Here is a 13,556-nt window from a genome sequence, read left to right as displayed (position 1 = left end):
CCATTCCTTAATTTAATTCAAATCGGTAGTCTTCGATTACAGTGTTAGCTAACAATTTTTCACACATTTCTGTTACTCTTTTTTCTGCTTCGTTTTTATCCGTTGTATCTAATGATAATTCCATATATTTACCGATACGTACGTCATTCACTTCTTCAAATCCCATAGAATGTAGAGCACCTTGTACTGTATTTCCTTGTGGATCCAAAACGCTTTGTTTAATCGTGACATGAACGGTTGCTTTTATCATTGCTCTCATTGTCCTCCTATGACCTATTGATCTAATTTATTTAAAATCTCTTTATATCTCGCAGATGTTTCCTCTACCACTTTTGATGGCAACGGATCTGGCTGACTATTTTTATCCCAAGTCGTATGTGATAAAAATGTACGAACAGGTTCTTTATCCATACTATCAATATCTATATCTAGAGCATATTTTTCTTCAGACCAATATCTTGATGAATCAGGGGTAAAAATTTCATCTATTAAAATAAGTTCTCCATCAACAAAACCAAATTCAAACTTACAATCTGCTAATATAATTCCACGTTTTTCACAATAATCATGTGCAAATTGGTATAATTCCAAGCTTTTTACCATCAACTCTGTGGTTAGTGACTTTCCTACAACTTCTTGCATTTTTGAAACTGGAATGTCTTCATCATGTCCAACATCATTTTTTAAAGAAGGGGTAAAAATAGGGACATCTAACTTCTGGTTTTTTCTCATTCCTGTTGGCAGCTTAATTCCGTTAATTTCACCATTGTTTTGATATTGTCTCCATCCACCACCAGTAATATAGCCTCTTACTATACATTCAATATCGATTCGTTCTGCTTTGCGGCTTACCATCACTCGATCTTGTAGTAATTCCGGTTTTTTTATCACATCATTTAATAAGTTCACATCTGCATGCACCATATGATTCGGTATCATAGGTTCTGTTTGATCAAACCAAAACTTACTGACTAGATTTAAGACTTTTCCTTTATCAGGAATGCCTGGTTCTAAAATATAATCAAATGCAGAAATACGATCTGTTACAACCATTAAATAATGTTCCCCTAAATCATAAAGCTCTCGAACCTTACCTTTATAAACTAAAGGTGCATCAATCAAATCTACAGCCGTTAATAATGTAGGCGTTGAGTTCAAAGGTTAACCCTCCTTTCAAAAATACCCCAAAAAGTGAACAATATTCGAAGTTGCATATTCCGAATACTTTTCGGGGACCCCAGAAACCAAAATCGTATTTCACTTTTGCGGGGCTTTAATCCATCCTGTGATGTTATTCTTTCTTTCTATATTAAACCTAAACGATCGAATATTGTGTTTACGTGTTTTAAATGCCAGTTCGGATTAAAGCAATCTTCAATTTCTTCAGTAGATAAATACTGGTTGATCTCTGGTTCATTTTCTACAATTTCTCTGAATGACTTTTGCTGTTCCCAAGCTTGCATAGCACGAGGTTGAACGGTATCGTAAGCTTGTTCTCTACTTAAACCTTTATCTATCAGTTTTGTCATCACTCTACCTGAGAAAGGTACATCAAACGTTCTTTTTATGTTCTTTTTCATATTTTCAGGGAATACCGTTAAGTTTTTCACAATGTTTCCAAAACGATTTAACATATAATTTAATAAAATCGTTGCATCTGGTAAAATCACACGTTCAACTGAGGAATGAGAAATATCTCTTTCATGCCATAATGGTACATTTTCGTATGAAGATACCATATGCCCTCTGATCACTCTAGATAATCCAGAAATGTTCTCACTACCTATTGGATTTCGTTTATGAGGCATTGCTGATGAACCTTTTTGGCCTTTAGCAAAAGCTTCTTCTACTTCTCTAAATTCACTTTTTTGCAAGGCACGAATTTCTGTTGCAAATTTATCTAAAGAAGTCGCAATTAATGCAAGTGTCGCCATATAATCAGCATGACGATCACGCTGTAATGTTTGCGTTGAAATCGGCGCAGCTTTTGTACCTAGTTTTTCACAAACATATTGTTCAATAAAAGGATCAATATTGGCATACGTTCCAACAGCTCCAGAGATTTTACCAAATTGGACTCCATCTGCTGCTCTTTTAAAACGTTCTAAATTACGATTCATTTCTTCGTACCAAAGCGCCATCTTCAGTCCAAATGTCGTTGGTTCAGCATGTACACCATGTGTTCTTCCCATCATGACCGTATCTTTATGCTCAATTGCTTTTTCTTTTAAAATAGAAATAAATTGAATAATATCTTTTTCAAGAATTTCATTGGCTTGTTTAATTAAGTAGCCATTAGCTGTATCTACAACATCCGTTGATGTAAGTCCATAATGAACCCACTTTCTTTCAGGTCCAACGGTTTCTGAAACAGCACGAGTAAATGCTATAACGTCATGTCTCGTTTCTTTTTCTATCTCATAAATTCGATCGATATCAAAGCTTGCCTTTTCTCTTAAAAGTTTTACATCTTCTTTTGGAATAATCCCTAACTCTGACCAAGCCTCACAAGCATTGATTTCTACCTCTAACCAAGCTTTAAATTTATTTTCCTCTGTCCAAATGGCTGTCATTTCTGGTCTACTATAACGTTCTATCATAAAAGAACCCCTTCCTTTTCACTTAATGTATGTGTTCAAAAAGTTCGCTTTTCAGCACCGAGAAGATTGTGCGAACATGCCGAAGCCAGTATTAACGGGGTCCCCATAAAGTATTCGGATTAACCTTCAAAGCAGTCCTTCACTTTTTGGGGTGTAGCAAGTGTAGTGATTTGTTACATGAGCACCGGACTTCAAATGTGAGTGCAATCTTCGATGTCGATATCTCTTCTTAGAGCTACTTCGTGATCAAAAGTGGACTTTTTGAACAACCTCTTAAAGACTTTTTTTCCCAAATTCCTGTACTGTCAATCCAATCTAAGGCTTGATTTATATTATTAGTCAACAGATTAATGTGACCCATTTTTCGTTTTGCTTTAGCTTCTTTTTTACCATATAAATGAACTTTTACTATTAAATCTTGACTTGAGCTTTGATCATTCTGTTCCATCCATTTTAATAATGGATCAACGTGTTCACCTAAAATATTCACCATCACAACGGGACATATTAATTCTGTAGATTGTAATGGTAAGTTACATATCGCACGGATATGCTGCTCAAATTGTGAAGTATAACATGCATCCATTGTATAATGCCCTGAATTATGTGGACGAGGAGCCAGTTCATTCACATACAACTCTCCATCTTTAGTGTAAAACATTTCAACTGCGATGAGTCCAACTACATTTAAGGATTTAGCAATATTTGTCGCAAGTTGTCTTGCTCTATCCTGTATATCTTCGTTTATCCTTGCAGGAACAATGGAGGTATGCAAAATGTTATCCACATGTATATTTTCAGCCACTGGAAAAGTGCTAACTTGCCCATCTAAGTTTCGAGCTGCTACAACGGATAACTCTTTTTCAAAATGAATAAATTGCTCTAATACTAAATCTGTCTTCGCCTTACTTAATGTATTAAATGCTTCGGAGATCTCAGCTTTAGACCGAATCACCCATTGTCCTTTGCCATCATAGCCACCAACAGCTGTTTTCAGTACACAAGGAACACCGAAGCGTTCAACAGCCTCAGCTAACTCTTGTACAGTTTTTATTTCAGCATATGGAGCTACAGGCACATTTGCAGCTTCTATTGCTATCTTCTCTCTTAAACGATGTTGTGTGGTATATAGTAATTGACTTCCTTGTGGCACATAAGATTTATTAAATAACATATCTGCTACAGAAGCATCCACGTTTTCAAATTCATAAGTAATAACATCAGCAAGTTCAGCTAACTTCTCACCTGCTTGAAAATCATCATAATTAGCAACAATTTGTTCATCTGCAACCTGACCACAAGGTCCGTCTTCAACAGGATCTAACGTAACAAAACGATAACCCATTTGACGGCCTGATAATGTCATCATACGACCTAATTGTCCCCCACCTAAAATACCGATTGTACTACCTGGGAGAATTACTTGACCTTGGTTCATAAATTTTCACTGCTTTCTAAAACCGTATGTTTTATGTTTTCTCGCCTATTTGTAATTCTCATCTGTACATCTTCGTCAAAAGCACCTAAAATTTGCGCAGCTAAAAGCCCAGCGTTTGTAGCTCCTGCTTTACCAATTGAGACAGTTGCGACAGGAATCCCACCAGGCATTTGAACAATAGATAACAAAGAGTCTAAACCATTTAAGTTAGAAGACTTTACTGGTACACCAATCACTGGAAGTTCTGTTTTAGCTGCTACCATACCCGGTAGATGCGCAGCACCTCCTGCTCCAGCTATAATTACTTTTAAACCTTTTGTAATTGCTGAAGAAGCATATTCAAACATAAGATCTGGTGTTCGATGTGCTGAAACTACTTTCTTTTCATAGGCAATTTCTAACTCATCAAGTACATCACAAGCATGTTTCATTGTTTCCCAATCAGATTGACTACCCATGATGACTCCAACCTTTGCGTTTGTTGACATTTTTTATCCCTACCTTTTTTTGAGAATATACTCCATATTCATCCTATATTTCAAATAAAAGAAAAGTAGGTTCAAAGAACCTACCCTTATAACAACTATGTAAAGTAATAGGATAAAAAGAGTAAATCATCGGGACTTTCCTAGACAAAAAACGATACTATCAGCGATGTTGTGAGAATGAAATCCCTACTCTTATCTTATTACTTTGCTCATAGTCCAAAAATTTACGGTTTCTGGGTAGAAACTTTCGGGCCTTATTCCCGATATTATATGAGTTACCATTACTTATTAAATTTATCCTTACATAAAAAATCCGTTAACGATGTCTTTCTATAATGAAAGATAATAATGACTTTTCAATTCGTTTTTAGTTTAACAGTGTCACATGGCCGTGTCAACTAATTCACGAACATTAATTATGATTATCTTTTGAATGTTCGTTTTTCATCACATTAAAGTGAGAAAACATACACAAATTATTCATAAAATTTTGGAAATTAGGTGAAAATATGAAAATAAATATTTTAATTTAGAATATTTATTCATGGATGGATCAATTCAATTCTTGAAGAATAAATTGGGTTCCATCCCAAGTATAATAATCTGTATTATAAGTACCATTAACATTATTGTAAAGCGTTTTTTTAAAGGTGGTTTCATCCACTTTTTCTAGATTTCCACTAATGAAAAGTTCATTAGAATCAAAATGAAAATCAAAAAAAGATGCTGCTAAAACTTGCATCCTTTTTATTTGAATAAATAACTATATCTTTATTCTAAAATTTTGGTATCATTATGGAGCATTTATTTAGTTGAACATCCAACAGTTCCCTGAAAATTGTTGAAATATCTAACTGTTTCAAATATACTTTCACCAGATCAATAATTTAAAGTGGAGGTCTTTTTTTTGAAGAATCACTTAATAACGGGCAGCATATTAGCTTTTTTAGCAGTTGCACTTGGAGCGTTTGGCTCACACATTTTACAAGATATATTAACAGAGGAGCGATATTCAACCTATCAAATTGCAGTACAGTATCATTTATTTGGTTCTCTTGCAGTTATCATTGTTGCAATAGTTATGGATAAACTGTCAGGTAGCTCTATTTTGTGGGCAGGAAGAATGTTAGTAGCTGGAACTGTCATATTCCCAGGAAGTATCTACATCTTAAGCTTAACTGATATTGGAATTTTCGGAGCACTAGCCCCTATAGGTGGAACTTCCTTTTTAATTGGATTTTTGTTGGTATGTATTGCGGCACTAAAACAAAAGTAATCATATTCACCATTATAGTAAGATGCCCCCCACATATGCAAATGAGCTAGGTGGGGGGGGATATTCAAACTAAAAATTTGATAAACCGTATATGAACGCTGCTTTATCGTGCATTTTAATAATCTAAGATTCTCTCAATTTCTTGCAAGTCTTCAGTACATAATTCTATCCCAGATCCCTTTACATTTTCATTCACTTGATCAGTTCGAGATGCACCGATGATACAGCTTGAGATATTTTGTAAACGTAATATCCAAGCAAGTGCAAGCTGGGAAACACTAATTTCATTTCTTTCAGCAATCACTTTTAATTTCGCAACCTTTTGGAGCTGTTTTTCTTTAAGCACATATCCCATATACATATTGGCTTTGTGATTGGAAGCTCTTGAACCTTTGGGGAATGCTGTTCCTGGTTTATATTTACCAGTTAAAACACCTTGAGCTAATGGAGAATAAACAACCTGACCTATTCCTTTTTGTTCAGATAAAGGAATAATTTCTTTTTCGATATCACGATGGAACATATTATAATAAGGTTGGTTAGAAGCAATCTGATGTAAATTCAATTTTTTAGACAAACGGACAGCATCGTTTAATTGGACTGCACTCCATTCACTTACTCCAGCATATAAAATCTTTCCTTGTGAGACTAAATCATCTAATGCTCGTAATGTTTCCTCAAGAGGTGTTTCTAAATCATAACGATGACATTGATACAAATCTATGTATTCTACACCCAGTCTTTTTAAACTTGCATCACATTGTTCCATTATATGTTTTCGAGATAATCCTTTGTCGTTAGGACCCCCTCCCATTGGTAAAAATACTTTTGTTGCTAATACATAGGAATGTCGAGGGTATTTATTCAGTGCTTTTCCTAAAACCACTTCTGCTGTACCCTTTGAATAAGAGTTTGCGCTATCAAAAAAATTAATTCCCAACTCATAAGCGCGATCAACAATCGTTTCTGCATTATTACCTTCTGATGTACGTTCATCAATTAACCAACTTCCTAAACCAATCTCACTTACTTTTAATCCTGTTTTGCCTAAACGACGATATTTCATTAAATCCCCCTCCTTGATTTAGCAACATTATCAGCAGTTCAGCATGGAATTAAGGCTAAAAATGGAATCAGAATCATTTCTTCCTAACAATTAAAAGTGTATTTATTAATACAACTTTTTCATATTCTTCGTTTTCTTGTATCCATTCATCTACTGCAATTTTTGTTTGCCACTGTGGTTCATAGTCATGAATGAGTATTAGACCATTTTTTTTTACTTTTTCGGGATAGTATTTGAGCTCTTTTTTTACATGAGGGTACATATGAGAACCGTCAAGAAACAAAATACTAATCTGTTGATCTAATAATTTATGTGCCTCTTGGGAATCCATTTGTAACACTTTAATTTTGTCTTTCACTTTACACAATGTAATATTTCTCATGAACATATGATACGTTGATTTTCCTTTTAGCAGTGCTTGATGCTCTAAACTCCCTTTGAAATGATCTATGGTAATCACCCTTCTTTGTAACCGGGAAAGAGCATCACCCATCGCTAATAGTATCGTTGATAATCCCGCCCAAGCACCTATTTCTACGATGTCACCATCAACATCATGGTTCATGACACATAAAAGCAGTGCTTGTAGTTCATCCTCAGTCATCATGCCAAATACTTTATTTTTCTTTAAGTATTTCAGGTATTCATGAAAATTTAACATGTATGTTCTCCTTCTTTAACAAATTTAAGAACATATAGCTGTTTTCTAATGAATTTTTCTGGCCTGCTTCCCCATTTTTCATCAACTATCGTTTTCCATTCAATAAATATTTTTTCTCTTTCCATCTCTGTTAAATGCCCTGTATAAATATCCCGTCTATTTTCAAAATAAGAGATCAAATCACTTTTGCTCATTTTTTGAATCCATTTAGGTCCTTTTATAATTTCTGTTTTAAAATGCAGTTGCTCAAGTGTACTTTTTAGTTTATATACCACATCTTCTTTATCTGAAATCGTTCCATCACTTTCAGCCAACATTTCCTCTAATTTACGATTGCCTTGACTTGCAAGCATGTACCACTGTTTTGTCAGATCATCAATATAAAAATTGTTTAGCAAAATTTCATCACAATGTATGTAAGTCCCCCCTTCTTTTAAAAGCCGTTTGATCTTTTCTATTAAAAGGGATTTCTCTTCAATAAAATAGAGAACATGGTAAGAAAAAATATGGGAAAAAGATTTTTCTAAAAAGTGAATATCTAATAGGTCTTGATGTAAGAGCGTCAAATTTTTAGGAATTTCCCCTCCAAGTTTAATTAAAAATTGGGATAACATGTTTTTGGATATATCCACTCCAGTGTATTCATATCCCATTTCAACTAAAGGCAGAGCTGTTCGACCTGTTCCAACACCAATATCTAAAACATTCGAATGATTGATATCCAATGCTGTTAAATCTATGATAAAATCTATTATTTTTTGAAATGATCTTTCAGGAATGTGTCTTGTCTCATCATACTTATTAGCAACGTTGTCAAAATATGAACTCAAATTATACAACTCCTTATCTCAAAACTTTTCTACATCAGCACTTCCTGTGCTGGATCTATTATACTGACACCAATTCATCCATGAGCTGGAAAAAGGGGACTTATCGAACAATTCTTTACCAACTATCTGTTAAGTCTTGTTTCCTTTCTTTGTTTCCTAATTTCTACTAAATCTTCTGAGTTTGTATTAGGATCGATCAATCCCGTAAAACGATCATCATAAGTTGGGTTCAGGATCGCAGTGTGCATTTGCCCATTTCGTAAATATTCGATATTAATTTCCTTTTTGACGCTGTAGCTTTTTGAAAGCTCCTTCACAAACTCACAATAATTGTTTACAGGTTCGTCTGATATTTTTGTAACCACATCACCTTTACGAATACCGGCCTCATAAGCGGGGCCACCTGGGAAACATTCCAATATATAATTTCCTTTGCCTAGTTCTAGATTGAAGGTTGCGGAATAATAGTCTGATACTCCAGTATTATTCACACCTATTCTTGGATAGCCAAACAACTCATTTCGTAAATCTAAACCTAATTCTAGCACGCATTTAAGATTGATTAATGAACGTCTCCATCCTGTTTCCATGCATTCTCTAATCCATAAATCATTTGGTTCTTCCCCATAACCCGCCACTTCTACAGTAAGTTCAACCATTTCATCTACTTGCTTTAGTTTAAATGTTGTGTCTAAGTTGTAAGGAACCAAGGTTCCATCGGGTAACATAGACTGATATTGATCTAACAATCTAAATCTTGTAGGGAATTCGGATTCTACACATTTGCTTTCATTCTCTATGTCCCCATATATAAAATGAAACACATCACCAGGCTGTGGATTTTGCGGGTCTCCTGTCGTTTCGGCTTTATCGCTTAAGTATGCATTTGATCCGTCAGGTATAGCTATACCTCTCCATACTTTTTCAATTGATGATTCAATATGAATGATATTGATTGTTTTGTTTAATGCTGAATTGATCATGTGTGATTCCTCCTCATTTCATGAATAATTTTTCTTTTTTCCAAACTCACTAACATTTTAAGGTCATCTTGATTCTTAAAATGTAAAAAATCTAAAACGTCACTGCCTGCATTGCCCAGATCATATACAATACTGGGGAATGTACAAATCAGTTTTAACCACGCTTGTTTTTCAGGTGTTAGAGGCTGATCAGCCCTTTGAAGAGTAGATAACACACGATTGATTTGTATGTTGATAATTTGATCTCTTTTGGTTTGATAAACATGGAGTGCATCTTCCCACGATTTGACACCTTTAAAATATAAATCAATGGCAATACTTAATTCCTTTGCGGATAAAACTGCGTCATCCATGCCTGTTCCTGAGACTGGATGAATCCATGCTCCCGCATCACCGACTAAAGCCCAGCCAGGTCCAAATGAATGTCTGATAAACATCTTTAATGGACCTATGCCTTTTACCCCATCTATGATAGAAGCATTTTCTAATCTTAAACGTAAGTTTTTGTTCTTCATAATAGATTTAAGCAAAGTTTCTTTGATATTTTGTTGCGAGTCTGTATAGTGATCGGGATGCGGCATAACTAAAATGGTATGTAGATCATCATTAGTGGGAGTGCAAAAAATAATATCACCTTGATTGAAGTACCATTCTACACAGGGATGTGTAAGAGGGTTAACATTTTTAAAGTAGCCATAAAATCCAGCTCTCATCATTTCAGATTCATAGACATATGGAGAATGAACTTGTGAAGCTATTGTAGAATTTCTACCATCCGCTCCTATGACTATTGTTCCATATTGTTTGGATACTTCATTTCTACTCTTCACTTCAACCCCGATCGTTTTACCCTCATTGTCCTTGAGAACTTTATTCACTTTATGGTTTTGTTTCACTGTAACATTCGAAAATGAAGAGGCTTTTTGTAATAAAATGTAATCAAATTCGGTTCTTCTTAATCCTAATGCCCTTTGTGTAACAATGATATCTGATTCAAAAAAAGTACCATCCAAATCAATACGCATTCTATGGAGGCTAGGAGCACCCGATTCTTCTAATTGCTCAAAAACTCCTAATTCTTTATAAATATCAATCTCACCAACAATATGTGTTGATGTAGTATTGCTAGGAAATTGAGAACGATCCAACAATAATACTTTATATCCTAATTGACCTAACAAAATAGCTAAGGAAGCACCTGCGCACCTTGCTCCAGTGATAATCACATCATAATTCAATCGGTTCACCACGCATATATAAGATTTTTCTTTCATTTTCTCTTTTGATTATTAAGTTTTTGAGTTTAAACTGTGAACAATCAATTAATCTGGAAAACTCTTTATAGCTATTCACTTTCATTCCATTTATCTGCTCAATGATGTCATGTGGTTTGAGCTTTATTTTTTCTGCTAGTGTGCCTTTTTTAATATGTGTAATGGTGATGCATTGCTTATGTTTATCCGTACTTTTTTCTGTAAACAGGATACCCAAGTTATTTTCTTTAAACAGCTGTTTTCTACAATCAATTCCGGTTTCGTTTACAGATTTTAAGTTCATTAGCACTTTATTATAGGTATAGTCAAATATATCTTTCATCTTCTTGCCATGATCTCTATGAAAACCAAAAATATCAACTTGTAACAGTGTATTATTCTCATCAAATGATTCTAAAGAAAATAAAGTCCTCAAAGGCATGATTCGTTCCTCGTTGTTAAAGCTAATTTTATAAATGTTTCTTAATTCAATCATTTTAGGAGGGAGCTTTTTAAAAACAAATCCTGTATTGGTTATGTTTCCATATTGGTAATGAAACTTGTCTCTTACTTGCAGTTCGTCGTTACTTTCGTGATATCCGCTATCCACTAACCAACTTGTTATGCCATCTATGTGAACGATAGACCAAAATACTTTTTCAATCTCACGTTCTATTAAAATTTTTTTTGAGACACACATAAATTACCTCCAGAATGTTTTAAAATACTGACAAAAGCCAAATGCTTTTGCCAGTATAAAAAGCTAGGTTAATTTGATTGGCAACAGTTATAAATTGTGCCTGCAAATTCACCCTTTTCGTTGTTCAAAGTAATGACATCTTCTGAGCTGAACTGAGAATCTTGTGGTGGAAGACCTTTCACTTCACCAACCATATGGATTGGTTTCTCATTCATGAATACACCTTCTGGTGTTCCAATTTTCCAATATAACCAAGATTCTCCTCTTACACCATCATGAATCGTTTTATTTACTGGAATATTTACTACTCCTTTTAAAGCTTGTCCATGTGATTCTATACCACCCTTAACGGTGACCTTTTCACCTGGCCATAATACTTTTGACGTTGCTTCAAGGTTTACATTGTGAATATCCAACTCCACGTTTACTCCACTTTTTAATTCAAAATCTGAATCGGATACAGTGAATTGAGTAGGTTTCACTTGAGTAAACTCTAACTTTTCAGTTCTACCATCCGGTAGTTCTAAAATAGTAGAACTATTAGATGTTGGTAAAGACATTTTAATTTTTTTCAATAAACTTTCTTTTAGTAAACTTTTAAACATAAAAAACACATCCTTCATAATATAATTAAGATTTGGCCAAATACTTAATTATATTATGAAGGATGCTGACATGTATTTCTCAGTTTATATTTCAAAGCTTTCTGTTATTTTTGATATTTTGTTAGAAATGGCAGACTTCTAATTTATTTCCGTATAAATCATAAAAATCAAAAAAAGTAACAGAGCCATCTGCTTGAATGTCCTCTACCTTCACATTTTTTTCTTGTAAATGTTTATGAACTTTTTCAATATCTTTTACGTATAAAATAGGATAACAGCTATTCTGAGGCGTTGTAACATTTGAAACTTCATGTAAAGTAATTGGCGTTTCTGATACTTTTAACACGATGTACTTTTCTTTTGGATCTTCAAAAGAGGATTCTAAACCCAACCGATCCATATACCACTGTCCAGCTTCTTTATAATCCTTCACCTGAATTATAATCGTGTCAACTCTCTCAAATAATTTTTCCATAACACAATCCCTCCATAAATCATTATAAAACAACCTACAAAAGTGAAGTGCATTGAAGTCCATCTAAGATAGAAAGTTCACTTTCATATCTGTTTAAAAAATACCATAAACATTATATTTTGTCCAAGTATTGTAATATATTGCAATTAATCATTGATACAAACAGTTTGTTTAGTTTTTGCCGATTGTTCAGCAGCAAAAGTTGCTTTTAATGTACCTAGAAACGTTTTGGCGGAAATAAAAGTAGGCTCAGTCTTGCTCATTACTGAATTCACAAAATAATTGATTAAACCTGAATGACAGTATCCACTTTTTTCTTTCATCAACCAATCCACTTCTACTGTTTCTTCCATATTTTTTTTTAAAATCGTCAATCCAGGTTTGTCAGGGTTTTGCTCTAACAATAATGTTCCAAATTCACAAGAAATCATAAGTTCATTATGAACCCAAGGTGTGTAGGTCCAACTGGTTGTTACCGTACATAATGTATCCCCTTCAGTTTTCATGATAACGATCGCGTTATCATCTACATTTGTAGGTTTTTCAATCGTAGATTTAAGTGAAGATACTTCTGTGATCTCCTCATTTAAAAACCAGCGAATAAGATCAATTTTATGTATGCCCAAATCACCTAAACTCCCAAAAAAACTTTTTTCTCTGTCAAAAAACCAATTTTTCTCTCCTTCTACACTCCAATGTTCTGGGCCGCTATGACCAAAAGAAGCTTTGATTTGATAAACTTTGCCAAAATCACCATGGTCTAAAATTTCTTTTATTTTCTGATGTGCTGGCACCAATCGCTGATTTAAACCCACTGCCAAATACACATTTTTTTCCTCTGCTAATTTATTCAAAGCTAACGCATCCTTATAATGAGTGGATAACGGTTTTTCACACAACACATGTATTCCTTTATTTAAACACGCTTTCGCAATCTCTGTATGTGTATGATTGGGTGTACATATTGAAATGATATCCAAGTCGTGGTGTTCAATTAAATCCTTTGTACTTTGATAATAGTGTTGAATATTAAATTGATCCGCTACTTCTTTAGCCCTGCTTAAATTTATATCAACCACGCCTACGAGTTCAACAACTCTATTTTTTTTATACTCGGGGATGTGCCTATTCTGAGCAATCGCACCTGTTCCAATCACTCCTACTTTTAGTTTTTGGATCAT

The 13,556-nt window shown here is 34.2% G+C and carries 15 protein-coding genes and 1 riboswitch; of the genes, 1 reads left to right on the top strand and 14 read right to left on the bottom strand.

Annotated features, from left to right (window positions below):
- Positions 1 to 7: 7 nt before the first annotated feature.
- From purS to purE, 5 genes are all read right to left on the bottom strand, one after another.
- On the bottom strand, positions 8 to 250 hold the full coding sequence (purS, locus tag EPK97_RS14610) for a phosphoribosylformylglycinamidine synthase subunit PurS (RefSeq protein WP_162037500.1): 243 nt from the start codon (positions 248 to 250) through the stop codon (positions 8 to 10).
- 23 nt (positions 251 to 273) lie between these two features.
- On the bottom strand, positions 274 to 1,158 hold the full coding sequence (locus EPK97_RS14605; protein WP_162037368.1) for a phosphoribosylaminoimidazolesuccinocarboxamide synthase: 885 nt from the start codon (positions 1,156 to 1,158) through the stop codon (positions 274 to 276).
- 146 nt (positions 1,159 to 1,304) lie between these two features.
- Positions 1,305 to 2,600: an adenylosuccinate lyase gene (purB, locus tag EPK97_RS14600; protein ID WP_162037367.1), complete on the bottom strand. Its 1,296-nt coding sequence runs from the start codon at positions 2,598 to 2,600 to the stop codon at positions 1,305 to 1,307.
- A gap of 235 nt (positions 2,601 to 2,835) precedes the next feature.
- A complete protein-coding gene (gene purK, locus EPK97_RS14595; RefSeq protein ID WP_162037366.1) occupies positions 2,836 to 4,038 on the bottom strand; it encodes a 5-(carboxyamino)imidazole ribonucleotide synthase in 1,203 nt (400 codons plus the stop codon).
- Entirely contained in the window at positions 4,035 to 4,526 is a 492-nt protein-coding gene (purE, locus tag EPK97_RS14590; RefSeq protein ID WP_162037365.1) for a 5-(carboxyamino)imidazole ribonucleotide mutase, read from the bottom strand. The genes purK and purE overlap by 4 nt, the downstream gene beginning before the upstream one ends.
- A gap of 192 nt (positions 4,527 to 4,718) precedes the next feature.
- Positions 4,719 to 4,820: riboswitch (purine riboswitch) on the bottom strand.
- Positions 4,821 to 5,433: 613 nt separating this feature from the next.
- Here purE and EPK97_RS14585 point away from each other — a divergent pair.
- Positions 5,434 to 5,802 carry a DUF423 domain-containing protein gene (locus tag EPK97_RS14585; protein ID WP_162037364.1) on the top strand — a complete coding sequence of 123 codons (369 nt, stop codon included), beginning with the start codon at positions 5,434 to 5,436 and terminating at the stop codon, positions 5,800 to 5,802.
- 115 nt (positions 5,803 to 5,917) lie between these two features.
- Here the strand turns inward: EPK97_RS14585 and EPK97_RS14580 are convergent, their stop codons facing one another.
- From EPK97_RS14580 to EPK97_RS14540, 9 genes are all read right to left on the bottom strand, one after another.
- Complete coding sequence (locus EPK97_RS14580) at positions 5,918 to 6,868, bottom strand: aldo/keto reductase family protein (protein ID WP_162037363.1); 951 nt, start codon at positions 6,866 to 6,868, stop codon at positions 5,918 to 5,920.
- Positions 6,869 to 6,941: 73 nt separating this feature from the next.
- A complete protein-coding gene (locus tag EPK97_RS14575) occupies positions 6,942 to 7,529 on the bottom strand; it encodes a class I SAM-dependent methyltransferase (protein WP_162037362.1) in 588 nt (195 codons plus the stop codon).
- On the bottom strand, positions 7,523 to 8,359 hold the full coding sequence (locus EPK97_RS14570; RefSeq protein ID WP_162037361.1) for a class I SAM-dependent methyltransferase: 837 nt from the start codon (positions 8,357 to 8,359) through the stop codon (positions 7,523 to 7,525). The genes EPK97_RS14575 and EPK97_RS14570 overlap by 7 nt, the downstream gene beginning before the upstream one ends.
- 122 nt (positions 8,360 to 8,481) lie before the next feature.
- Complete coding sequence (locus tag EPK97_RS14565) at positions 8,482 to 9,342, bottom strand: PDZ domain-containing protein (protein ID WP_162037360.1); 861 nt, start codon at positions 9,340 to 9,342, stop codon at positions 8,482 to 8,484.
- Positions 9,339 to 10,580 (bottom strand): NAD(P)/FAD-dependent oxidoreductase, encoded by a 1,242-nt coding sequence (locus EPK97_RS14560; protein WP_162037359.1) that lies wholly within the window; start codon positions 10,578 to 10,580, stop codon positions 9,339 to 9,341. Before EPK97_RS14560 ends, EPK97_RS14565 begins: the two co-directional genes overlap by 4 nt.
- A complete protein-coding gene (locus EPK97_RS14555) occupies positions 10,570 to 11,295 on the bottom strand; it encodes a PDZ domain-containing protein (RefSeq protein ID WP_162037358.1) in 726 nt (241 codons plus the stop codon). The genes EPK97_RS14560 and EPK97_RS14555 overlap by 11 nt, the downstream gene beginning before the upstream one ends.
- A 68-nt stretch (positions 11,296 to 11,363) precedes the next feature.
- Positions 11,364 to 11,900, bottom strand: a complete 537-nt coding sequence (locus tag EPK97_RS14550) for a hypothetical protein (protein WP_162037357.1) — start codon at positions 11,898 to 11,900, stop codon at positions 11,364 to 11,366.
- Between the two features lie 121 nt (positions 11,901 to 12,021).
- Positions 12,022 to 12,375 carry a VOC family protein gene (locus tag EPK97_RS14545; RefSeq protein WP_162037356.1) on the bottom strand — a complete coding sequence of 118 codons (354 nt, stop codon included), beginning with the start codon at positions 12,373 to 12,375 and terminating at the stop codon, positions 12,022 to 12,024.
- A gap of 146 nt (positions 12,376 to 12,521) precedes the next feature.
- Positions 12,522 to 13,556 (bottom strand): Gfo/Idh/MocA family protein, encoded by a 1,035-nt coding sequence (locus EPK97_RS14540; protein WP_162037355.1) that lies wholly within the window; start codon positions 13,554 to 13,556, stop codon positions 12,522 to 12,524.

The sequence above is a fragment of the Chengkuizengella sediminis genome (assembly GCF_010078385.1).
GTDB lineage: Bacteria > Bacillota > Bacilli > Paenibacillales > KCTC-33759 > Chengkuizengella > Chengkuizengella sediminis.
This window is presented reverse-complemented; position numbering and strand designations above follow the sequence as displayed.